Raw genomic sequence first — 20561 nt, 5'->3', positions numbered from 1 at the left:
CCAAAGCCTAGCCGGTGACTACTACGATCACGCCCGGTGGTTGCTCGAGAAGTTCCGGACGCCGCGGTTCGACCGGCGCCTGGATCGCTTTGCCCACCGATTCGGCGGCTTCCTTCTCGCCCGGCGCCTCACCGAAGAACACCGTGGTGCCTGCGACACCCTCCAGCGTCAGGTTGCCGGTCTCGGTGACATTCCAGTGCGCCTCGCGCAGCCGGTTGGCCGTGGTCTCGGCCGCGCCCGGGACGTCGGAGATGTTGTACACGCGCACGTCGGCCTTGACCTCTGGTGCGGGTTCGGCCTTTGCCGAGGTCTTCGTGGTGGTCGTCGCGGCGGTCGTGGACACGGACGACGACTGATCCGAAGAGTCGTCGTCTGAGCCGAGCGCCTGGAAACCGACCAGCAGGAACACGACCCCGAGGAACAACAGCACCATGACCATGGCACGAAGGGGCAACCCGGAGGAGTCTCGCTGATTCATCGCCACCACTGTATCGAGCGAACGGCCCGATCCCTCACCGCGTGACCTTTAGGTAGTGATATCGAAGCCGAGCCGCCGCGCAGCCCGGGCCTTCTGCCGCGTGGCCCGCATCCGCCGCAGCCGCTTGACCAGCATCGGGTCGGCAGCCAGCGCCTCGGGGCGGTCCACCAACGCGTTGAGCACCTGGTAGTACCGCGTGGCCGACATCGAGAAGAGCTCTTTGATCGCGTCTTCCTTGCTGCCGGCGTACTTCCACCATTGGCGTTCGAAGGCCAAAATATCGTGCTCTCGCCGGGTGAGCCCATCGCTCAGGTCAGAGTCGTCCCCGGATTGCTCAGTCCGCGCCATGGCGCCGTCCATATTGCTCCCTGGACCCTTCCGACACGTGAGAAATAACATCGCTGTGGTTCGGCGATTATTCAACCACGGCTTGCTGGGTCTGGGTGACACATAAACCCGCGAGTCGGCTCACATAAGCTTTCCCACCATGGCTGTCGTTCCGATTTGCATCGTCGGGGATCCCGTTCTGCACACGCCGACCGAACCGGTGCCTGTTGGCCCGGACGGTTCGCTGCCCGCGGACCTGCCCGAACTCATCCAGAACATGTTCGACACCATGGACGCCGCGAACGGGGTTGGCTTGGCCGCCAACCAGATCGGTGTGGCCAAGCGGTTGTTCGTCTATGACTGCGCCCCGACCCGCGGCCACACGACGCGTCGCCGCGGGGTCGTCATCAACCCGGTGCTGGAGACCTCCGAGGTTCCCGAGACGATGCCGGACCCCGACGATGACGACGAAGGCTGCCTGTCCGTGCCGGGTGAGAATTTCCCGACCGGACGGGCCGACTGGGCGCGGGTCACGGGCCTCGATGCGGACGGTTCACCGGTCACTCTCGAAGGCACCGACTTGTTTGCCCGGATGCTCCAGCACGAGACCGGGCACCTCGACGGATTCCTCTACATCGACCGGCTCGTGGGCCGCTATGCGCGGGCAGCCAAGAAGACCGTCAAGCGCAACGGCTGGGGTGTACCCGGTCTGTCCTGGATGCCCGGCGAGGTCCCGGACCCGTTCGGCCACTGATGCCGGCATTGCCCGCACTCGGATCCCGGGTCAGCCTGCGTTACCGGCTGCCCGCCGGGTCGGCCAAGCCGCTCACCGATGTCATCGGGCATCTGGAGCGCCTCGACCCGACGCTGCTGATCCGCACCAAGGACGGTGAGCTCGTCGACGTCTCTCCTGCCGACATCGTCAGCGTCCGGGAGTTGTCGCACGCACCGGTGCGGGCCTCCGAAATCCGTGCGCTCGAACACGCGGCGGCGCTGGCGTGGCCCGGCGTCGAGCAGCAATGGCTGGGCGGTTGGCTGCTGCGTGCCGGGCACGGCGTCACCAGCCGGGCCAATTCGGCGATCCCGCTGGGCGTGTCGGCGCAGATCGCCGATCTGTCCGCGGTGCGCGACTGGTACCGCGAGCGCGACCTGCCGGCGTGGCTGGCCCTGCCGGAGCGGCTGCTGCCCATCCGCACCCCGGGCATCAAGCCGGCCCGGGTGATGGTGCGTGAGCTGCCCGCCGCCGACGCCTCTCAACCGGCCGGTGTCACGCTGGCACAGCAACCGGACGCGCAGTGGCTGACGATCTACGAGCGCGAGGTACCCGCCGACGTACTGACGGCGGTGGTCGACGGAGTGCTCACCTTCGCAACCGTTCCCGACTGCGCCGTCGGCCGGGGCGCCGTCACGACGGCCCCGGACGGCGTGGCGTGGCTGGGTATCTCGTCGGTCCGCGTCTCCCCTGCCCACCGCAGGCGCGGCCACGCCCGGGCGGTGTGCGAGGCACTGCTGGCGTGGGGCGCCCAGACGGGCGCCGGGAAGGCCTACGTCCAGGTGGAGGTCGACAACCACGCGGCCATCGCGCTCTACACCGCGCTGGGTTTCCGGCTGCACCACCAAACCCGTTATGTCGCGGCCGAGGATGTCCTCGGTTCGCGCTGACCGTAACCTCTAACCCCATGCGCCTGGCCACCTGGAACGTCAATTCGATCCGAACCCGAGTGGACCGCGTGGTCGACTGGCTGGAGCGTGCAGACGTCGACGTGCTGGCGATGCAGGAAACCAAGTGCACCGACGCGCAGTTCCCGATGATGCCGTTCGCGGCCCTGGGCTACGAGGTCGCGCACATCGGACTCAACCAGTGGAACGGCGTGGCCATCGCCTCGCGGGTCGGCCTCGACGACGTCGAGATCGGGTTCGCGGGACAACCGACCTGGAGCAGCAAGCCCGAGGAAGAGGCCATCGCCGAGGCCCGAGCGTTGGGAGCGACCTGCGGCGGGGTGCGGGTGTGGAGCCTGTACGTGCCCAACGGCCGCACGCTGGCCGATCCGCATTACGCCTACAAGCTGGATTGGCTTGCCGCCCTGCGGGATACGGCCTCCGGCTGGTTGAAGGACGAGCCGGAGAAGCCCATCGCGCTGGTAGGCGACTGGAACATCGCACCCAAGGACGAGGACGTCTGGGACATGGCCGCGTTCGACGGCAGCACGCATGTGTCCGAGCCCGAGCGGGCAGCGTTCCAGGCCATGCACGACGCCCAATTCACCGATGTGGTACGACCTTTCACGGAAGGCCCGGGGATCTACACCTACTGGGATTACACCCAGCTGGCATTCCAGAAGCGCAGGGGCATGCGCATCGACTTCATCCTCGGCTCCCCCGGCCTGGCCTCGCGCGTCACCGGCGCCGAGATCGTGAAGGACGAGCGACGCCCCAAGAAGGGCACCACCGCACCCAGCGATCACGCTCCGGTCGTGGTCGAGCTGGGCTGACGCTCAGGGCACTTATCGCGCCGACGCTGCGATGAGGTCCACGGCCTCGGCCACGCTGTCGGTGCAGTGGATGAGGGCGAGGTCGGATTCATCGATCTTGCCGCCCGGCAGCACGGTGTTGCGGATCCAGTCGATCAGACCCGACCAGTAGTCGACGCCCAGCAGGATGATCGGGAACTGGGTGACCTTGTGGGTCTGCACGAGGGTCAGCGCCTCGAACAGTTCGTCGAGCGTGCCGAATCCGCCCGGCAGGCACACGAATGCCTGCGCGTATTTGACGAACATGGTCTTGCGGACGAAGAAGTAGCGGAAGTTGATGCCGAGATCGACCCAGTGGTTGAGGCGCTGCTCGAAGGGCAGTTCTATACCGAGTCCGACGGAGTAGCCGCCGGACTCGCTGGCCCCGCGGTTGGCCGCCTCCATCGAGCCAGGACCGCCCCCGGTGATCACCGCATAGCCCGCTCGCACCAGCGCGATGCCCAGTTCCTCGCCCAGCCGGTACTCCGGCGAATGCGGTTCCGTCCGGGCCGATCCGAAAACTGTTACAGCCCTGGGCATTTCGGATAAGGCATCGAAACCGTCGACGAACTCGCCCTGGATGCGCATCACTCGCCACGGATCGGTGTGCACCCAATCGGTGGGGCCGCGCCGGTCCAGCAGGCGCTGGTCGGCGGTCGAGGTGGCGCAGCGGTCCCGGCGCAATTGCACCGAACCGCGAATCTGGAGCTCGCTGTCGTCGTTCTCGGTCACGTCGGTTTGACCCCCACGGTGATGACGTCGGAGATCGGTGTCCACACCGCCCGGCGCACCCGGTGTTGTTCGGCCACGGTGAATCCGGCCGCCTCGAAGAGCGCGCGCATCTCCTTCTCGGTGGGACTGTGCGCGGGAGCGCCCAGGCCGGCCGACAGGGCGTGCAGCGGCAGGAAGGTCCGACGGGGGCTCATCGTCGTCACCGCCACCATGCCGCCGGGCGCCAGCGCCCGATGGAACTCCGCGAGTGCGGCGGGCTGGTCGAAGAAATGGAATGCCGAGGTCGTCACCACCGCGTCCAGGAAGCCGTCCTGGAAGGGCAGTTCCTCGGCAGGGGCCGACTTCCACCGCACCCGGTCGGAACGCTTGCGCGCCTGGGCGAGCATGCCGTCGGACATATCGAGGCCGTACACCTCGTCGGGTTGCAGTTCTCGCTGGATGCGATCGGCCAGGATGCCGGTACCGCAGGCGATATCTGCGATCGTACGGGCACCGCGCTCCTTCAGCTGCGCGATCACCTCATCCTGGGCGGGTCGGTACACCCACCGCTGGAGGCAGCCCTGGTCGTAGGCCGGTGCGGCGAAACTCCAGAAGCTCGTGATGGCGTCGTTGAACCCGCGGCGCTGTGTGGTGGTCACGGGCCCGAGTGTAGGTCGGCCCGCACGCTCGATGCCTGACGGCTACGACGGCTTCCCCCCGCAGTAGACCCGCGCCGGCTCGGGGAAGGCCACCGCGTTTGAGCCTGAATCACAGACACCGGGGTCGGTTGAACCGTCGACCCGCTTGACGATCTTGATGGATGCCTTCGGGTCGGAGCATTCCACCGCGGTGATGAGCTTGTCGTCGATGTTGAAGCACGCGCCTTCCGCGAGGTCGGGGATGAAGCAATAGGTGCGGGTCTCGTCCATGAGCACGTTGTAGTCGGAGTCGGCCCGTTTGCCGTCCGGGCACGTCGCGGATCCGCCACCTTTGGACACCAACTCGTAAATGGCGTCCGGGTTGCTGCAGTCGGTCGGGGTGAGATCGCTGCCCGCCGTGGCGTACTGAACGCCGGTGATGCACTCCCCGACCGCCAAATCACCAGAGCCCCCGGACTTCGAAGACCCGGAATCTGAGCTCGCGCTCGGCGCCGAGCTCGACACGGATCTGGAACTCGAGCTCGACTCCGACGCGCGGGTGGCCATCCGCCCCGCCAATCCCAACAGGCCGAGCACCAGCAGAACCGCACCGATCACGATCATTGCGGTGCCCGACTTCTTGGGTGGCGCGCCATAGGACTGTGGCGGTGCCGGCGGGTAGCCGGGCTGCTGCGGGTAGCCGGGTTGCGGGTAGTAGCCCTGTTGGGGATACCCCTGCGGATACCCAGGTTGCGGATAGGCGCCCGGCGGGTACCCGGGCTGGCCGCTCGGCTTCGACGACGACGAACGCCGAACCAGGCCGAGGATCAGCAGCAGCAGCCCCAACCCGGGGATGAGCAGCGTGCCGATGACGTAGCCCGCGGATTCTGCGGCGCTTCCGGCGGCGGCCAGTGTCTGAGCGACCATGGCGGCGAGTATCCCACGGGGCGACCAGAAATCGGTTTGCTGACAGGCCTCTCAGGCCTCGTTGTCAGCCCCGGCCTCCGTGCCATATCGGCCCGCGCTGAACATCGACGCCACCGCACCGATCACCATCATCACGGCCGCGGCGGTGAACACCACTGTCAGGCCGGAATGGAACGGCTCGGTGATCAGCTGCGGAAAGAATGTCTGCCCGGTGATCACGTCCGCATTCACGCCCGGCTGATGCAGCGCGTCGTACGGCGCGAGCAGTTCGGCCATCGGGTTGTAGCCGAGGAAGGCCGCGAACAGGCTGCCGACCGGGGGCAGGTTCGCCACGTCGTGGGCCACCGAGGCCGAAACACCTTGCTGCGTCAGGCCGGTGGTCAATGCCGTCGGCAGTGTGTTGGCGAGCCCGACGATCATCAGTGAGAAGAAGATGCCGATCGACAGCGAGTTGCCGGCGTTGAAGAAGGTGGACCGCACGCCGGAGGCCGCACCACGCTGATCGGCAGGCACGCTCGACATGATGGCCGCGGTATTGGGGGCGGTGAAGATGCCGCCGCCCAGGCCGTTGAGGAACACCAGGATCGCGAACACCCAGTAGTCGAAGTTGACCGGGATGAGCAGGAGCGCCACGAAGGTGGCCGCCATCAGCAGCATGCCGCCGACGGTCAGCGGCCGCGCGCCGATGCGGTCGGACAGCGACCCGGCGATGGGTGCGGCAACCAGGAATCCGACGGTGACCGGCAACAGGTAGATGCCCGCCCACAGCGGGGTGGACTCGAAGCTGTAGCCGTGCAGCGGCAGCCAGATGCCCTGCAACCAGATGATGAGCATGAACTGCAGCCCGCCGCGGCCCACCGAGGACATGAGCCCGGCCAGGTTGCCCATCCCGAACGCGGCCGATTTGAACAACCGGACGTCGACCATGGGCGACGACACCTTCAGCTCGACGATGCAGAACGCCACCAGCAGCAGCAGGCCGACGACGATGGAGCCCAGTACCCACGGGCTGGTCCAGCCGGTGGTGGAGTCACCGTAGGGCTGGATCCCGTAGGTGATGCCGATCAGCAGCACCGTCAGGCCCAGCCCGAAGGTCAGCGTGCCGGCCCAGTCGAGCCGTCCGGCGGTGCGGACACCGAGTTCTTTCAGGGAGCGGTAGCTCCAGATGGTGCCGATGATGCCGATCGGGACACCCACCCAGAAGATGGCCTTCCAATGCCATTCGGACAGGAAGCCGCCGATCAGCAGCCCGAGGAACGACCCGGCGACGGCGGCGACCATGTTGGTGCCCAGCGCCATGCCGCGCTGATTGGCGGGGAAGGCGTCGGTGAGGATGGCCGACGACGATGCCATCAGCATCGCGCCGCCGATGCCCTGGATGACGCGCCAGCCGATCAGCCAGACGGCGCCGCCACCGAGTTGGAACGGATCGAAGGACAGGGCGATCGCGGCCAGGGTGAACACCACGAAGCCGAGGTTGTAGATGCGGACCCGGCCAAACATGTCGCCGAGACGTCCGAACGGCACGACGAGCACCGCCGTCACCACGAGGTAGCCCATCAACATCCACAGCAGATAGCTGACGTTGCCGGGGGCGAGCGGGTTCAGCCCGATGCCGCGGAAGATCGCCGGCAGCGAGATCAACACGATCGAGGCATTGATGGACGCCAGCAGGATGCCCAACGTGGTGTTGGACAGCACCACCCACTTGTAGAACGGGTGGTCGTGATCCATCCGTCTGCGCCGGTCGGCGGTCTCGACCTGGGCGGCGTCGCCGCCGCCGGCGGCGTTCCTGATCTCAGTCGTCATTCCGTCTTCGCTCTAGTCATGTGCAAAACACATATATTAGCTATACAAATCATGTGCGGGCAATCGGAGCGGGCCACGAATCTCTCGCGATCGCCGATTTCCACGTCAGGGACGTAGACCGGCCCGACACACAGCCCTGGTGTCGGAAACGGCGGCCTCCGGGGTTCCCCGCCCCCGACGTCTGCGCTAGGTTGGGGCCTGCAAACCACACACGCGGGAGTGCGCACGAGCGCGCTGAGAGGACGGGTACGCCCGTCGACCGTACGAACCTGACCGGGTAATGCCGGCGTAGGGAGATTTTCATGACCGACCTTTTTGTCGACCCTTCTGTGACCACCGGTCCGATCACCGGAAGCACCAAGGTCTACCGCGAGATCGACGGGATGCGGGTGCCGTTCCGGCGGGTCAATCTCACCAACGGTGAACACGTTGACCTGTACGACACCTCGGGCCCGTACACCGACGACGATGCGGTGATCGACCTGAACACCGGTCTTCCGCCGCGTCCCAACGTGATCCACGACCGCGGCACCCAGCTGCAGCGGGCCCGCGCCGGGGAGATCACCGCCGAGATGGCGTATATCGCTGAACGCGAAGGAGTTTCGCCGGAGCTGGTGCGCGACGAGGTCGCACGGGGCCGCGCGGTGATTCCGGCCAACCACAACCACCCCGAGGCCGAGCCGATGATCATCGGCAAGGCGTTCGGCGTGAAAGTCAATGCCAATATCGGCAATTCGGCTGTCACCTCCTCGATCGGCGAGGAGGTGGACAAGATGGTGTGGGCCACCCGGTGGGGCGCTGACACCATCATGGACCTTTCCACCGGGCGCAACATCCACGAGACGCGGGAATGGATCCTGCGCAACTCGCCGGTTCCGGTCGGCACCGTGCCGATCTACCAGGCACTGGAGAAGGTCAACGGCGACCCGACCAAGTTGACGTGGGAGATGTACCGCGACACCGTGATCGAGCAGTGCGAGCAGGGTGTCGACTACATGACCGTGCATGCCGGGGTGCTGCTGCGCTACATCCCCCTGACCGTCAAGCGGGTCACCGGGATCGTGTCCCGGGGCGGGTCGATCATGGCGGCCTGGTGCCTGGCACATCACACCGAGTCGTTCCTCTACACCCACTTCGAGGAACTCTGCGAGATCCTGGCCCGCTACGACGTGACGTTCTCGCTCGGCGACGGGCTGCGGCCCGGGTCGATCGCCGACGCCAACGACGAGGCCCAGTTCGCCGAGCTGCGCACCCTGGGCGAGCTGACCGGGATCGCGAAATCCCATGGCGTGCAGGTGATGATCGAAGGCCCGGGCCACGTCCCGATGCACAAGATCGTCGAGAACGTGCGCCTGGAGGAAGAGCTCTGCGAGGAAGCGCCGTTCTACACGCTCGGCCCGCTGGCCACCGACATCGCCCCGGCCTACGACCACATCACCTCGGCGATCGGCGCGGCCATCATCGCCCAGGCCGGCACCGCGATGCTGTGCTACGTCACGCCCAAGGAACACCTGGGTCTGCCCGACCGCAAGGACGTCAAGGACGGGGTGATCGCCTACAAGATCGCCGCGCACGCCGCCGATCTCGCCAAGGGGCACCCGCGGGCGCAGCAGCGTGACGACGCGCTCTCGAAAGCGCGGTTCGAGTTCCGCTGGCACGATCAGTTCGCGTTGTCGCTGGATCCCGACACTGCCCGCGAGTTCCACGACGAGACGTTGCCCGCCGAACCGGCCAAGACGGCGCACTTCTGCTCGATGTGCGGCCCCAAGTTCTGCTCGATGCGCATCACGCAGGACATCAGGGACGCCTATCCCGACGGCGTGCCCGACGACATCGCGGCGGGCATGGCAGCCAAGTCCCAGGAGTTCGCCGACCACGGCAACCGCGTCTATCTACCCTTGACGACGTGAACTACTTGCCGTTGACGCCTGCGGGTGGCACCCCGCTGCGGGTGATGACCATCGCCGGGTCCGACTCCGGCGGTGGTGCCGGGATCCAGGCCGACATGCGGACCTTCGCGATGCTCGGCCTGCACGGCTGTGTCGCGGTCACCGCGGTGACCGTGCAGAACTCGGTCGGCGTCAAGGGTTTCCACGAGATCCCGCTCGACGTCGTCTCGGGCCAGATCTCGGCGGTGACCTCCGATATCGGCATCCAGGCCGCCAAGACGGGGATGCTGGCCTCCTCGGAGATCATCACCACGATCGCCGAGACCTGGCGGGCCGAGGGGCTGTCCGGAACCGTGCCGTTGGTCGTCGACCCGGTGTGCGCATCGATGCACGGTGATCCCCTGCTGCATCACAGTGCACTGGACGCGCTGCGCACGGAACTGTTCCCGCTGGCCACGCTGGTCACCCCGAACCTCGACGAGGTGCGATTGCTGGTGGACTTCGAGGTCGTCGACCAAGCATCGCAACGGGACGCGGCACGCGCCCTGCATGCCCTCGGCCCACAGTGGGCGCTGGTCAAGGGTGGGCACCTGCGCTCGTCATCGGCAAGCCCGGACCTCCTGTTCGACGGCACCGATTTCCACGAGTTCCGGGCGCCGCGGGTCGATACCGGCAACGACCACGGTGCCGGCGATACCCTCGCCGCCGCGACGGCTTGCGCTCTGGCACATGGCTATTCAGTTCCCCAGGCGGTGGAGTTCGGCAAGGCCTGGGTGACCGAATGTATCCGCGCGGCCTATCCGCTGGGTCATGGCCATGGCCCGGTGAACGCGCTGTTCCGGTTGCAGTCGTGAACCTCGAGGCGATCGCGGGCGTCGCGCACGAGCCGGAGGGGCCCGCGCAGGGCGTCGTCGTCCTCACCCACGGGGCCGGCGGTAATCGCGACTCGGCGATGCTGGTCAAGCTCTGCGACGAGTGGGCCTCTCGCGGCTGGCTGGCCATCCGCTACAACCTTCCGTACCGCCGTCGCAGGCCGAAGGGACCACCGACGGGATCGGCGGCCGGTGACCAGGAAGGGATCGCCGAGGCGATCGCGCTGGCCCGCACCCTGGCCGATGGTCCCGTGATCGCGGGCGGGCATTCCTACGGCGGCCGGATGACCTCGATGGTGACGGCAGACGGGGCAGGCCCCGACGTGCTGACGCTGTTCTCCTACCCGCTGCATCCGCCCGGCAAGCCGGAACGCGCCCGCACCGAGCATCTGTCCCGCATCACGGTGCCGACGGTGTTCACCCACGGCACCTCCGACCCGTTCGGCACGATCGAGGAACTCACGGCCGCCGCGGCTTTGGTGAGCGGACCGACCGAGCTCGTCGTCATCGAGGGTGCCCGCCACGACCTCGGATCCAAGCGCCTGGACGTGCCCGCCCTCGCGGTGGATGCGGCGTTACGGGCAGTCGATATCGTCGAACCATGACCTACCCGCCCGGTCCCCACGGCCCGCAGGGCCACAACTACCCGCCCCCGCCTCCGCAGCCGTATTCCACCGGTCCTGACCAGTTCTCGGCGCTGCCGAAGAAATCCTCGGCGCCCAAGTGGGCGCTGCTGGGTGTCGTGGTGTTGGCGGCGATCGTGGTCGCCGCGGGTGCGGTGTTCTACTTCGCGCGGGACCGAGGCACCACCGAGGCGAGCCAGGTCCGGTCGGGCGATTGTCTTACCGAGATCCCCGACAGCAGCCGCGTGCTGTACGTCAAGACGGTGAGTTGCGATCAGCCGCACAAGGGTGAGGTGTTCGCAGTGCTGCCACTGCCCGACGGGGCTTTCCCCGGCGACGCCGCGGTGGTCAAGTACGCCGACAAGTGCGCGCCGGCACTCAATGAGTACGCCCCGAACGCCAACTCGGAATCGGGCATCCAGCTCTTCGTCTTGTACCCGACGGCGGACTCCTGGCAACGCGGGGACCGCAGCGTGACATGCATCGCTACCAGCAAGAATCCCCGCACGGGAAAAATAGAGTAACGCGCTACTCTAGGCCGCCCAGACCGCGCGGCCAGACACTCGACGCATGGTCGAGATCGATACGCGGACGGCCGCAGCCACCCTGCCGCTCGCACCGCGCAATCCCCTGTCCTACCGACAAACAATCAAGTCGATGCGGTCCTTCATCGAGGGGCATCAGCGGCTCCGCGACGCCGGAGGCCCCGTCAGCCGGATGGTGCTGGGCCCCCGGTGGCTGATCCCCCCGGTGCTGTTGGTCACCTCCCCGCAGGGAGCCCGGGATGTCCTGGGTCGCCGCGATTCGGTCGCCGATCGCGGCACCGCCATCAACATGGTGGAACTGCGCCGGCTCATGGGCGGCAACCTGCTGAATCTGCCGCATGAGCGCTGGCTGCCGCGCCGGCGCACGCTGCAGCCGATGTTCACCAAGCGGAACGTCCCGCAGTACGCGGGGCACATGGCCGCCGCGGCGCACACGATCGCCGATGGCTGGCGCGACGGTACGACCGTCGATCTGGATGTCGCGTGCCGAGCACTCACGCTGCGGGCGCTGGGCCGGTCGGTGTTCGGCGTCGATCTCGACGAGCGGGCCGATGAGGTGGGCCCGGCGCTGCGTACCGCCTTGTCCTGGATTTCCGATCGGTCGGTCCGGCCGGTCAACTTCCCGCAGTGGGTGCCCACCGGCGGCCAGCGCCGGGCCAAGGCGGCCAACGCCCGCCTGCATCGGCTGGGCGCCGAGATCCTCGCCGCCGTGCGGACCGATCCCGATCGGGACGCGCCGCTGGTGCGCGCGCTCATCCAGGCCCGCGACCCGGATACCGGCCGGCAGCTGACCGACGACGAAATCTGCGATGAATTGGTGCTTTTCATGCTGGCCGGGCATGACACCACCTCGACGACGCTGTGCTACTCGCTGTGGGCGCTGGGCCGCAACCCCGGGCTGCAGTCTCGCGTGTACGAAGAAGTCGCGGCACTGGGCGACCGCACGCCGACCCCCGAGGACGTGCCGCACCTCGAGCACACCGTGCGGGTGCTGCACGAGGCGTTGCGGCTGTGCCCGCCCGGCGCCGGCACGCCTCGGATGCTCAACGAGGAGGTGACGGTCGACGGCTACCGCGCCGAGGCCGGCACGATGGCGATGGTCAACTTCTATGTCATGCATCGCGACCCGACGCTGTGGGACGATCCGCTGACCTTCGACCCGGACCGATTCACCCCCGAGCGCTCGGCCGGTCGAAACCGTTGGCAGTACCTGCCTTTCGGCGGTGGTCCGCGATCCTGCGTCGGCGATCACTTCGCCATGCTGGAGGCCACCTTGGCGCTGGCGACCATCGTGCGCGAGGTCTCCGTGACCTCCCTGCACGACGACTTCCCGGTGGAGACCCCCTTCACCGTCATCGCCGCGGGGCCGATCCCGGCCCGCATCACCAGAAGGAGTACGCCATGAAATTCATAGTGCACTGGACTCAGTCGCAGGCGAACTACCGGGATGGGATCGAGAAGTTCAAGAAGACCGGCGGCCAGGTTCCGGAAGGATCGACGATGCTGGGCCGTTGGTGGGGGATGAACGGCCAGGGCTTCGCCATCGTGGAGACCGACGACGCCAAGCTGATGTTCGAGTCGGTGGCGGAATGGGGCGAGTTCCTCACCTTCGACGTCACGCCCTGCGTGGAGGACACCGAGGCCGGCGAGGTGATCGCCAAGCTGTTCTGACCTCCTGGCCAGCGCTGCCTGCCTTTCCGCCGGTGAGCAGACCGGCGCGCAGCTATGCTCGCGGTGCCGCCTGCTGAGCGGTGGTGCGGCGGGAAGGCAGGTAGCTGGCCCATGAGCACACCGTCCGACAACGCCTGGCCCGCACTGCGGGTATCGGATTGGGGACCGACGCGCGACACCCTTCACATGTGGACGCAGATCGTCGGGAAGATCCGCCTGACGTACTCGCCGCTGCTCAACCACTGGTGGGAGGTCACGCTGTATGTGAGTCCGCGCGGGCTGACCACGTCATCGATTCCGTATCGAAACCGGCTGTGCGACATGGAGTTCGATTTCATCGACCACGTACTCGCGATCCGCACGAGCGACGGCGGGTCGGGCAGCGTCGCGCTGGCTCCCAAAACGGTCGCCGAGTTCTACGCCGAAACCCTGTCCGTACTGGATCAATTGGGCATCGAGGCGCGAATCCATGCCCGGCCCAACGAGGTTGACCCCGCCATACCGTTCGCCGAAGATCACCAACACGCGTCGTACGACCCGCACGCCGCCAACCTGTTCTGGCGACAGTTGGTGCAGGCGCACCGGGTGATCAGCGACTTCCGGGCCTATTTCATCGGCAAGGCCAGTCCCGTGCACTTCTTCTGGGGGTCGTTCGACCTGGCTTGCACCAGATTCTCCGGCCGGCCCGCGCCCGAGCACCCCGGCGGCGCACCCAACTGCCCCACCGGCGTGATGGTGGAAGGGTATTCGCACGAGTTGAGCAGTTGCGGCTTCTGGCCGGGCGGTGGCGAGGAGGGTGCGTTCTACGCGTACGCCTATCCCGAGCCGGACGGATTCGCCGATTACCGCATCCGCCCGGACGCGGCGTTCTACAGCGATGACTTCAAACAGTTCCTGTTGCCCTACGAGGCGGTGCGGACCTCCGCCGATCCCGACCGGGCGCTGATGGAATTCCTTCAGTCCACCTACGCCGCCGCGGCCGACCGGGCCGACTGGGACCGCGCGAGTCTCGAGTGCGATCCGAAGCGCTGGAGCTGACCTCTCGACAAAGTACCCGGTACCTGCGGTACTGTCTGCAGCATGAGCCCGGGGGAATACGAGGCAGTCATCGTCGGCGCCGGCTTCGCCGGCATCGGCGCTGCCATCCAGCTCAAACGGCTGGGCATCGATGACTTCGTGATCCTGGACCGCGAGGACGACCTGGGCGGCACCTGGTACGTCAACCACTACCCCGGTCTGGCCGTCGACGTGCCCACCACCACCTACTCGTACTTCTTCGAACCGAATCCGAACTGGTCACGACTGTTCTCCACCGGCTCCGAGATCAAGCGCTACGCCGATGACGTCGCCGACAAGTACGACGTGCGCCGCCACATCCGGTTCAACGCAACCGTCGAAGGTGCCCGCTGGGATGACGAGGCTTCGCGCTGGCGGGTCGCCCTGACGGGCGGCGAAGCGATCAGCGCGCGGTTCCTGTTCACCGCCACCGGCTTCCTGTCCCAGCCGCACACTCCCGACATCCCCGGCATCGCCGACTTCACCGGCAAGGTCATCCACACCACGGACTGGGACGAGAGCTACCGGCCCGACGGCCGCCGGATCGCGATCATCGGCACGGGCGCCACCGCCGTTCAGCTCATCCCGGAGTTGGCGAAGAAGGCCGCGGACCTGACCGTCTACCAGCGCACCCCGATCTGGGTGGTGCCCAAGATCGACCTGAAGTTCCCGCCGCAGGTACGCCGCCTGTTCGCCCGTGTGCCGGCGGCCCAACGGGCGATCCGCACCGTCACCGACACCATCTACGCGTTCATGGTCGACACCGCGGTGCTCAAGCACCGGTACTTCCGCCGGTTCAACATCGCCGCGTCCGACCTGGCCAAGCTGCACCGGTTCGCCTCCATCCGCGACCCGGAGCTGCGCCGCAAGCTGACCCCGGACTACGACTTCGGCTGCAAGCGCCCGACCTTCTCGAACGGCTACTACCGCACATTCACCAAACCGCACGTGCATCTGCAGGCCGACGGAATCGAGCGGATCGAGCCCGACGGCATCGTCAATGCGGACGGGACCAGGACGGCCATCGACACGCTGGTCCTGGCCACCGGGTTCGACCTGTGGGACGCGAACTTTCCGGCCATCGAGGTGATCGGGCGCGACGGCCGCAACCTCGGAAAGTGGTGGCGGGAGACCCGGTTCCAGGCCTATCAGGGCGTCTCGATGCCGTACTTCCCGAACTACCTGAGCCTGGCCAGTCCGTACGCCTTCCTTGGCCTGAACTTCTTCAACACGATGGAGTATCAGATGCGCCTGATGGACCGCCTGTTCAGCGAGGTCAAACGCCGGAAGGCGACCACCTTCGAGGTCACCGAAGAGGCCAACACCCTGTACCTGGACCGAATGACCGAAGCGCTGGGCGACTCGTTGTTCACCCTCGGAAACTGCGCATCGGCACGGTCGTACTATTTCAACCCGAGCGGTGAGGCAACGCTGCTCCGGCCGATGACGACCCGCCGGGCCGTCGCGGAAGCTTCACGATTCCCGTTGAGCGACTACACATTTGCCTGATCAGAGAGGATCACACATGGCAGAGGGCAAGAACTCCAAGCTGGTCAGGCTCGTCGGCCTCAGCGTGGCCGGCGCCGGTGTCTCACATTTCGTGAAGCCGCAGCTGTTCGAGTCGATCACCAAGCCGGCGTTCCCCAAGGACACGCAGAAGCACATCTACACCAACGGCGGCATCGAGACCGCGATCGGCCTGGGCCTGCTGCTGCCCAAGACCCGCAAGCTGGCCACCATCGGAACGCTCGGCTACGTGGCCTACCTGGCCGGCAACGCCGTCCGTAACCGGTAGCGGCCCAGCAGGGTCAGATCGATCAGGACCGCGACGACGGCTCGGGTCTGCTCTGAATTCTCATAGTTCATGAGCCGGCCCAAGTCGATCACCAAGGCCATCGCAGCATGAACCGCGAAGCGCGCCTGCCCCGCACTCCACCCGGGGCGTACCGGCATGACGACCTCGACCCACGATTCCACGGCCGCCCGTTGCAGGTCGCGCAGGATCTTCTGGTCGGCGGGCGTCATGTTCAGGCGCTCGGTGTAGTAGACGTAATCGAGCTCCGGGCGGTCGAAGGATCGGGCCACGTAGTCGTCGATGAGGGCACCCAGCGCCTGTTCGGGGTCCGACACCGCGCCGAGGACCTCCGACATGTCCGCCGACAACCGGTCGGCGGCGCGCCGGAACCCGGCGGCCAGGATGTCGGATTTGCCGGAGAAGTATCGGTAGATCCCCGAGGCGGGCATGCCGACCGCGGCGGCGATGTCCTCCATCGTGGTGTCGCGGTAGCCGTTCCGGTTGAACAGCCGCATCGATTCGGTCAGCAGCGCTTCGTATTTCGTGACGCTCGCGGCGGCGGGGGGCGTCGTCACGGCATCGGCCGGACCGGGGAACTCGGGCAGCTCGGCTGCCAGCATGGTGTCGCAGATATCGGCGAGCAGCTCGCGGATCTGACCGGCAGGCAGTTTGGACCGATGATCGACGACGCTGCCGATCACGCCGAGCACCGCGGTCGACAGGGTCCAGCGGGCCCGCGAGCTGAGTTCGGGCCGCAGTTCCATCAGCGGCCGGTGAATCCGGCGGTGCACGGTGCGTACCTGCGCATCGAGGATGCTCTGGTCGTCACCGCGCAGATAACGCGCCTCCCAGCGGTAGAGCCCGCCGGATTCGCGGTTAACCAACGCGGTGTCGCTGAGCGCCGCGACGAGCCTGCGCAACTGCTCGCGCGGGTCCCCGTCGGGCTCGTCGGCGAACGCCGTTCCGTCGACGAGTTGCTGGCTGAGGTTCAGTACGGCGTCGCGGAACAATTCGTACTTGCTCGAATAGTGCCGGTACAACGCGGCCGCCGAGATCCCGACCCGCGAGGCAATGGCCTCCATGCTCACGCCGTGATATCCCAGCGCGCTGAAAGACTCCGCCGAGGCCCGCGCTATCTGGGCCTTTCGGTCTTTCGGACGGCGTCGCACACCATTGGCACCACTGTCGATCGACCGGGGCGAGATGCGCGCCATTCCGTCACACTAACCGACCGAACAGCCGGGTCAAAATGGTAGTTCGACAGAGAATAGTCATTAACATAGACGGCAATAAGTTCGGATGGGGGTCCAGTGCTTGTCAGGTTGCGGAGGTTGCTGGCCTATCGCGTCGCACTCGGCGAACTGATCGTCGTCGCTGTGGTGCTGGGTGTGCCGTATCTGCTGATCGGCACCTTCTGGTCCGGCACGCACACAGACCACCTGCAAGAGATGGGCGGCCTCGACGCGGTGGTGTCCTTCCTGGGGGCGATCGTCTCGTGGCCGGTGTTGTTGTTCACCGACGTATGCATGACATGAAGGGGGAACGGTGAGCTATCGCGCCGTGTACATCGGAATCGCCGGAGCAGTGGTGCTCGCCATCGGGCTGTATCTGCTGAGCCTGCCGGTCTATCTGGACGACTTCGACAAGTTCGGCATGCAGATCCCCTGCGGCTCCGGCTACGGCGCACACCTGGTGCAGGCCGGCGCCGCCGGCCAGGAGTACGTGGACAAGTGCGGGTCGGCACTGACGATGCGCCGGTTGTGGACCATCCCGGTGGCCGCACTCGGCGCGCTGGCCTTGATCGCGGTGTTGTTCCGCGCCGCAACGTCTTCGGCCCACGAGACACTGCTGCCCAACCGCGATACGCCCTAGCCTCCGGGCCGCCGGCCGGCTAGATGGGGGTGAACGATGAGATCAGCCAATTCCCATCGACTTTCGTGAGCCCGACCTTCACGGCGCTGGCCGCCTGTGCCGGTTCGGGGTTGTCGCGGCTGGTTGTCGCCTGGTTCAGGTAGACCAACACCTCCGCGGTGTCGGACTGCACGGTGATCGGAGCGGCGCGAACCACCGAGGCGCTGGCCCGGATGTCTTTCTGTTTGGCCGCCGGCGCCACGAACTTGTCGGCGAACTCGCTGTAGTACGCCAGGAAATCACCGGTCAAACGGGATCGCGCGTCGGCGAAGTCCTTGTCCAAACTGTCTGGAGCGTAGGACAACAACGCCACCGAACCGTCGGACGCCGCGTCGATCACCGTCGTGGAGGCCCCGGCATTCCCGTGATCCACGCGGTACACGCCGAAATAGAGTGCAGCTGCCGAACTCGCCGTGGCCAGCAGGACACCGACGACCGCGATCGGGCGCCATCGCCGGGAAATGCGGTGGATCCACCGCTCCTGGGGTTCGGAACCCTCGTCAGTGACGGCCTGCTCGGCCTCGATCTCAGTGACGTCGGCGGTGTTCTCGGTATCTGCTTCAGCTGTGCCTGTGCTCACGGGACGAACTCCACCTTCGACATCTTGATCTGTTCCCCGTCTTTGACCATGGTGAGGCTCAAGCGCCAGTTGCGCGGCTGCTGATTCGCCCCGGCCGAGTTGCTGACGGTGGTCGCCGTACCGACGAGGACGACTGCGGAGTCCGCATCCATCGACTGCACCGCGGAAGCCTTCACGGTCGCCTTCGTCGTCGCCTTCGAGTCCTGCGCCGCTTTCACCAGATCCTCTGCGGAGGACTGGATGTCGTCCTTGAACTGGCCGGTCGAGTTGTCGATGATCTGCCGTACGTTGTCCTGTGCCGTGGCACTGTCGATCGACATCAGGGTGACGGCGGCTTGCGATGCTGCCGCCGAGAACTCCGCGCGGCGCTGCTGCTCACGGTCAGCCTGCTGGTGGTACCAGATCACGTATCCGCTTGCCGCCAGCAACGCCCCGCTGACCAGGATCGCAACGCCGGCGAGCAACGTCGCCAGTCTCGGACGCCACCTGCGCTTGGCAACCAAGTCGGGGTCGTCATCGCTGCGCTGCGGGTCGACGTCGTCGGCCGGTTCGAGCACGGCTGTCTCAGTTTCCTGGTCGGAGCGGCTGAGTAACCGCATGGTGCACCTCCTCATGGCCGATGTGACTGCTGCCGCACGCTAATGCGGCAGCAGACCGCGTCGGCACCGCTGTCCCACCCAGCGGTCACCAGTGCGCCGCGGTCACCAGTTCCGCAGCGAACACAACGCGCCCTTGGCTCCGGCCGCACGATTGACGACGACTCCGTCGATCGCCATTTCGCAACTCAAGGTCCGTGGCGTCTGCGGAGCCAACCCGCCGGTGCTGACGGTGACCATGGCCCACTTCATCGGATCGGCGAGCATGACCTCGCGGATCCAGGGCTTGCCCGGTTCCAGCGTGAGATCGTCCTTGGGGCTGAACTCGTACGGATTGTGGCTGTAGTCCGCCCATGTGGGCGGGTCGACCTCGCGGAAGTAGATGCCGACGGTCGTCGGTTCCTCGGCGGTGACTGTGTAGGTCACGCGGTGCATCATCGGGTCGTCGTCCGCGTGCGCCGGTATCGCCAGGGGAAGGCACGCACCGACGGCGGCGGCGGCGAGCATTGCGCTCAGTGCGACCGCACGCTCAGAGATCGCCACGAAGCCACCTGCTCGATCCGTCACTGGACACACAACTCAGGAAGAGGCCGTCGGGCGCCTGCGCGACGGAATTCTCGAAGCCTGTGCATGAGGTGTTCTCCTCGCGAATGCCTTTCAGCGGCGGCGACCGGAAGTACCGCGGCTCGTAACGGCGCGGCGACCCGCAGAAGACCAGCCGGCCCCACGAGGTGGTGCCGAAGACGTAGTACGCCGTATCCGAACACGGCGCGCCGAGCACGACGCCGCCGGTGATCCCGGGTACGCACGAGGGTTCACTGCATCCGGCAGGTTCTGCCCTCGCTGGGGCTGGGGCGGTCATCGCCGCCGCGACAAGCAGCCCTGCCATGGCTGCCACCGGTATCCGCACGCACGACACTGTGGCACGGCTCAATCCGGCTGCCATTGCAATGCCCACTAGATGGGAGGTTGTCCGTCAAAAGGCGGAAGAAGCTGGAAAGTGAAGGCTGCCACGGCGACCGCCCGTGGCCGGTGTACGGAGGAGTCTGGTCATGCGGGTGTCGACGGCAGTCATCGGGGCAGGGGTGCTCACCGCCGCTGCAGTGGGCGGTTTGTGCAGCCCCGTCGCCGGGGCATCTCCGAGTAACTGGGGTCTCAACGGCACCTACGTCGCCACGTCGAACGGTGAGTGGGCCAAGTCGAACGACATCTTCCACGACGAGGCCAGCATTCGTGGCACCTGGACGATCTCCACGACCTGCAGTTACCCCAGCGAGTGCACCGGCACGGTCGACACCGACTGGGGTTGGAGCGCACCGATCTACAAGAAGAGCGGCGTCTGGTACGTCAAGAAGACGGTGGACAACTGGCAGCCGTGCGGCGACGGCACCGCGGGCCCGGGTCTGCAGGTCTACCGCTTCTTCCCGGCGAACGAGACCGCCACCGCAGTCGATCCGGCGTCGACGACATTGATGGGCGAGGATTCGACGACGGGCGTCAGCGGGTCGTGCGGCACCAGCAAGGTGGTCTTCATCACGATGCCGTTCAAGCTCGTGAAAACGGCTTGACCGGGCGGCTTTTCAGCTGCCCGGTCAGATCTGCCCGAGGCCCCGCGATGGATTC

26 protein-coding genes and 1 riboswitch are annotated in these 20561 nt (G+C 66.6%); of the genes, 15 read left to right on the top strand and 11 right to left on the bottom strand.

Going from position 1 to position 20561, the window contains the following annotated elements:
- Nucleotides 1-7: 7 nt before the first annotated feature.
- Nucleotides 8-478 carry a LytR C-terminal domain-containing protein gene (locus TX88_RS06595; RefSeq protein WP_084621825.1) on the bottom strand — a complete coding sequence of 157 codons (471 nt, stop codon included), beginning with the start codon at nt 476-478 and terminating at the stop codon, nt 8-10.
- 48 nt (nt 479-526) lie between these two features.
- On the bottom strand, nt 527-838 hold the full coding sequence (locus TX88_RS06590; protein ID WP_044515534.1) for a nucleoid-associated protein NapA: 312 nt from the start codon (nt 836-838) through the stop codon (nt 527-529).
- Nucleotides 839-965: 127 nt separating this feature from the next.
- Between TX88_RS06590 and TX88_RS06585 the strand changes: the two genes are divergently transcribed.
- Genes TX88_RS06585 through TX88_RS06575 form a run of 3 tightly spaced genes read left to right on the top strand, consistent with a single transcriptional unit; the run spans nt 966 to nt 3297 of the window.
- A complete protein-coding gene (locus TX88_RS06585) occupies nt 966-1559 on the top strand; it encodes a peptide deformylase (protein WP_044515530.1) in 594 nt (197 codons plus the stop codon).
- Nucleotides 1559-2467 carry an N-acetylglutamate synthase, CG3035 family gene (locus TX88_RS06580; RefSeq protein ID WP_044515528.1) on the top strand — a complete coding sequence of 303 codons (909 nt, stop codon included), beginning with the start codon at nt 1559-1561 and terminating at the stop codon, nt 2465-2467. The genes TX88_RS06585 and TX88_RS06580 overlap by 1 nt, the downstream gene beginning before the upstream one ends.
- Nucleotides 2468-2484: 17 nt before the next feature.
- Nucleotides 2485-3297 carry an exodeoxyribonuclease III gene (locus tag TX88_RS06575; RefSeq protein ID WP_044515526.1) on the top strand — a complete coding sequence of 271 codons (813 nt, stop codon included), beginning with the start codon at nt 2485-2487 and terminating at the stop codon, nt 3295-3297.
- A gap of 12 nt (nt 3298-3309) precedes the next feature.
- Here TX88_RS06575 and TX88_RS06570 read toward each other — a convergent pair whose 3' ends face one another.
- The 4 genes from TX88_RS06570 to TX88_RS06555 are packed head-to-tail and all read right to left on the bottom strand — an operon-like array spanning nt 3310 to nt 7400.
- On the bottom strand, nt 3310-4047 hold the full coding sequence (locus tag TX88_RS06570; RefSeq protein ID WP_044515525.1) for an LOG family protein: 738 nt from the start codon (nt 4045-4047) through the stop codon (nt 3310-3312).
- Nucleotides 4044-4685 carry a class I SAM-dependent methyltransferase gene (locus TX88_RS06565; RefSeq protein ID WP_044515523.1) on the bottom strand — a complete coding sequence of 214 codons (642 nt, stop codon included), beginning with the start codon at nt 4683-4685 and terminating at the stop codon, nt 4044-4046. Before TX88_RS06565 ends, TX88_RS06570 begins: the two co-directional genes overlap by 4 nt.
- Before the next feature lie 42 nt (nt 4686-4727).
- The gene (locus tag TX88_RS34665; RefSeq protein WP_044515522.1) at nt 4728-5591 is read right to left on the bottom strand and encodes an LppU/SCO3897 family protein; all 864 of its coding nucleotides are present in this window, start codon (nt 5589-5591) and stop codon (nt 4728-4730) included.
- 51 nt (nt 5592-5642) lie between these two features.
- Nucleotides 5643-7400, bottom strand: coding sequence for an MFS transporter (locus tag TX88_RS06555; protein ID WP_044515521.1), 1758 nt, complete (start codon nt 7398-7400; stop codon nt 5643-5645).
- Nucleotides 7401-7603: 203 nt separating this feature from the next.
- A riboswitch (TPP riboswitch) is annotated at nt 7604-7712 on the top strand.
- Here TX88_RS06555 and thiC point away from each other — a divergent pair.
- The 9 genes from thiC to TX88_RS06510 all read left to right on the top strand — a co-directional run bounded on the left by thiC (nt 7703) and on the right by TX88_RS06510 (nt 15851).
- Nucleotides 7703-9310 carry a phosphomethylpyrimidine synthase ThiC gene (gene thiC / locus TX88_RS06550; protein WP_044515519.1) on the top strand — a complete coding sequence of 536 codons (1608 nt, stop codon included), beginning with the start codon at nt 7703-7705 and terminating at the stop codon, nt 9308-9310. Its footprint overlaps the riboswitch before it by 10 nt.
- Nucleotides 9307-10143 carry a bifunctional hydroxymethylpyrimidine kinase/phosphomethylpyrimidine kinase gene (thiD, locus tag TX88_RS06545; RefSeq protein WP_044515518.1) on the top strand — a complete coding sequence of 279 codons (837 nt, stop codon included), beginning with the start codon at nt 9307-9309 and terminating at the stop codon, nt 10141-10143. The genes thiC and thiD overlap by 4 nt, the downstream gene beginning before the upstream one ends.
- Entirely contained in the window at nt 10140-10766 is a 627-nt protein-coding gene (locus tag TX88_RS06540; RefSeq protein ID WP_044515517.1) for an alpha/beta hydrolase family protein, read from the top strand. The genes thiD and TX88_RS06540 overlap by 4 nt, the downstream gene beginning before the upstream one ends.
- On the top strand, nt 10763-11308 hold the full coding sequence (locus TX88_RS06535) for a septum formation family protein (protein WP_044515516.1): 546 nt from the start codon (nt 10763-10765) through the stop codon (nt 11306-11308). Before TX88_RS06540 ends, TX88_RS06535 begins: the two co-directional genes overlap by 4 nt.
- Before the next feature lie 46 nt (nt 11309-11354).
- A complete protein-coding gene (locus TX88_RS06530) occupies nt 11355-12734 on the top strand; it encodes a cytochrome P450 (RefSeq protein WP_044515514.1) in 1380 nt (459 codons plus the stop codon).
- Complete coding sequence (locus TX88_RS06525) at nt 12731-13000, top strand: DUF3303 domain-containing protein (RefSeq protein WP_044515513.1); 270 nt, start codon at nt 12731-12733, stop codon at nt 12998-13000. The genes TX88_RS06530 and TX88_RS06525 overlap by 4 nt, the downstream gene beginning before the upstream one ends.
- A gap of 111 nt (nt 13001-13111) precedes the next feature.
- On the top strand, nt 13112-14038 hold the full coding sequence (locus TX88_RS06520; protein WP_044515512.1) for a DUF5996 family protein: 927 nt from the start codon (nt 13112-13114) through the stop codon (nt 14036-14038).
- Between the two features lie 42 nt (nt 14039-14080).
- Nucleotides 14081-15565, top strand: a complete 1485-nt coding sequence (locus tag TX88_RS06515; protein WP_044515511.1) for a flavin-containing monooxygenase — start codon at nt 14081-14083, stop codon at nt 15563-15565.
- Between the two features lie 16 nt (nt 15566-15581).
- Nucleotides 15582-15851, top strand: a complete 270-nt coding sequence (locus tag TX88_RS06510; RefSeq protein ID WP_044515510.1) for a DoxX-related protein — start codon at nt 15582-15584, stop codon at nt 15849-15851.
- Here the strand turns inward: TX88_RS06510 and TX88_RS06505 are convergent.
- Nucleotides 15818-17065: a TetR/AcrR family transcriptional regulator gene (locus TX88_RS06505; protein WP_044515508.1), complete on the bottom strand. Its 1248-nt coding sequence runs from the start codon at nt 17063-17065 to the stop codon at nt 15818-15820. The two genes, TX88_RS06510 and TX88_RS06505, sit on opposite strands and share 34 nt — an antisense overlap.
- A gap of 96 nt (nt 17066-17161) precedes the next feature.
- Here TX88_RS06505 and TX88_RS06500 point away from each other — a divergent pair, with 96 nt between their 5' ends.
- Complete coding sequence (locus TX88_RS06500; protein WP_044515506.1) at nt 17162-17386, top strand: hypothetical protein; 225 nt, start codon at nt 17162-17164, stop codon at nt 17384-17386.
- Between the two features lie 10 nt (nt 17387-17396).
- On the top strand, nt 17397-17723 hold the full coding sequence (locus tag TX88_RS06495; protein WP_044515504.1) for a hypothetical protein: 327 nt from the start codon (nt 17397-17399) through the stop codon (nt 17721-17723).
- Between the two features lie 19 nt (nt 17724-17742).
- Here TX88_RS06495 and TX88_RS06490 read toward each other — a convergent pair whose 3' ends face one another.
- The 4 genes from TX88_RS06490 to TX88_RS06475 all read right to left on the bottom strand — a co-directional run bounded on the left by TX88_RS06490 (nt 17743) and on the right by TX88_RS06475 (nt 19827).
- Complete coding sequence (locus tag TX88_RS06490) at nt 17743-18342, bottom strand: hypothetical protein (protein WP_044515502.1); 600 nt, start codon at nt 18340-18342, stop codon at nt 17743-17745.
- Nucleotides 18339-18941, bottom strand: a complete 603-nt coding sequence (locus TX88_RS06485; RefSeq protein ID WP_210742774.1) for an Rv1363c family protein — start codon at nt 18939-18941, stop codon at nt 18339-18341. Before TX88_RS06485 ends, TX88_RS06490 begins: the two co-directional genes overlap by 4 nt.
- A gap of 102 nt (nt 18942-19043) precedes the next feature.
- Nucleotides 19044-19445: an Rv2576c family protein gene (locus TX88_RS06480; RefSeq protein ID WP_049925140.1), complete on the bottom strand. Its 402-nt coding sequence runs from the start codon at nt 19443-19445 to the stop codon at nt 19044-19046.
- A 22-nt stretch (nt 19446-19467) separates the two neighbouring features.
- The gene (locus TX88_RS06475) at nt 19468-19827 is read right to left on the bottom strand and encodes a hypothetical protein (RefSeq protein WP_110918021.1); all 360 of its coding nucleotides are present in this window, start codon (nt 19825-19827) and stop codon (nt 19468-19470) included.
- Nucleotides 19828-19990: 163 nt separating this feature from the next.
- Between TX88_RS06475 and TX88_RS06470 the strand changes: the two genes are divergently transcribed.
- A complete protein-coding gene (locus TX88_RS06470; protein ID WP_044515500.1) occupies nt 19991-20506 on the top strand; it encodes an Rv2253/PknI dimerization domain-containing protein in 516 nt (171 codons plus the stop codon).
- Nucleotides 20507-20561: the final 55 nt, after the last annotated feature.

Source organism: Mycolicibacterium septicum DSM 44393 (assembly GCF_000455325.1).
In the GTDB taxonomy this organism is placed as follows: Bacteria; Actinomycetota; Actinomycetes; order Mycobacteriales; family Mycobacteriaceae; genus Mycobacterium; species Mycobacterium septicum.
Note: the sequence above shows the minus strand (reverse complement) of the source record. Positions and strands in the feature narration are given on the sequence as shown.

Excerpts from the sequence above, each read along its gene's own strand:
- TX88_RS06595 (WP_084621825.1), bottom strand. The coding sequence starts at position 478 with ATGAATCAGCGAGACTCCTCCGGGTTGCCCCTTCGTGCCATGGTCATG.
- TX88_RS06590 (WP_044515534.1), bottom strand. The coding sequence starts at position 838 with ATGGACGGCGCCATGGCGCGGACTGAGCAATCCGGGGACGACTCTGAC.
- TX88_RS06585 (WP_044515530.1), top strand. The coding sequence starts at position 966 with ATGGCTGTCGTTCCGATTTGCATCGTCGGGGATCCCGTTCTGCACACG.
- TX88_RS06580 (WP_044515528.1), top strand. The coding sequence starts at position 1,559 with ATGCCGGCATTGCCCGCACTCGGATCCCGGGTCAGCCTGCGTTACCGG.
- TX88_RS06575 (WP_044515526.1), top strand. The coding sequence starts at position 2,485 with ATGCGCCTGGCCACCTGGAACGTCAATTCGATCCGAACCCGAGTGGAC.
- TX88_RS34665 (WP_044515522.1), bottom strand. The coding sequence starts at position 5,591 with ATGGTCGCTCAGACACTGGCCGCCGCCGGAAGCGCCGCAGAATCCGCG.
- TX88_RS06555 (WP_044515521.1), bottom strand. The coding sequence starts at position 7,400 with ATGACGACTGAGATCAGGAACGCCGCCGGCGGCGGCGACGCCGCCCAG.
- thiC (WP_044515519.1), top strand. The coding sequence starts at position 7,703 with ATGACCGACCTTTTTGTCGACCCTTCTGTGACCACCGGTCCGATCACC.
- TX88_RS06535 (WP_044515516.1), top strand. The coding sequence starts at position 10,763 with ATGACCTACCCGCCCGGTCCCCACGGCCCGCAGGGCCACAACTACCCG.
- TX88_RS06530 (WP_044515514.1), top strand. The coding sequence starts at position 11,355 with ATGGTCGAGATCGATACGCGGACGGCCGCAGCCACCCTGCCGCTCGCA.
- TX88_RS06525 (WP_044515513.1), top strand. The coding sequence starts at position 12,731 with ATGAAATTCATAGTGCACTGGACTCAGTCGCAGGCGAACTACCGGGAT.
- TX88_RS06520 (WP_044515512.1), top strand. The coding sequence starts at position 13,112 with ATGAGCACACCGTCCGACAACGCCTGGCCCGCACTGCGGGTATCGGAT.
- TX88_RS06515 (WP_044515511.1), top strand. The coding sequence starts at position 14,081 with ATGAGCCCGGGGGAATACGAGGCAGTCATCGTCGGCGCCGGCTTCGCC.
- TX88_RS06510 (WP_044515510.1), top strand. The coding sequence starts at position 15,582 with ATGGCAGAGGGCAAGAACTCCAAGCTGGTCAGGCTCGTCGGCCTCAGC.
- TX88_RS06505 (WP_044515508.1), bottom strand. The coding sequence starts at position 17,065 with ATGGCGCGCATCTCGCCCCGGTCGATCGACAGTGGTGCCAATGGTGTG.
- TX88_RS06485 (WP_210742774.1), bottom strand. The coding sequence starts at position 18,941 with ATGCGGTTACTCAGCCGCTCCGACCAGGAAACTGAGACAGCCGTGCTC.
- TX88_RS06480 (WP_049925140.1), bottom strand. The coding sequence starts at position 19,445 with ATGCTCGCCGCCGCCGCCGTCGGTGCGTGCCTTCCCCTGGCGATACCG.
- TX88_RS06475 (WP_110918021.1), bottom strand. The coding sequence starts at position 19,827 with ATGGCAGGGCTGCTTGTCGCGGCGGCGATGACCGCCCCAGCCCCAGCG.
- TX88_RS06470 (WP_044515500.1), top strand. The coding sequence starts at position 19,991 with ATGCGGGTGTCGACGGCAGTCATCGGGGCAGGGGTGCTCACCGCCGCT.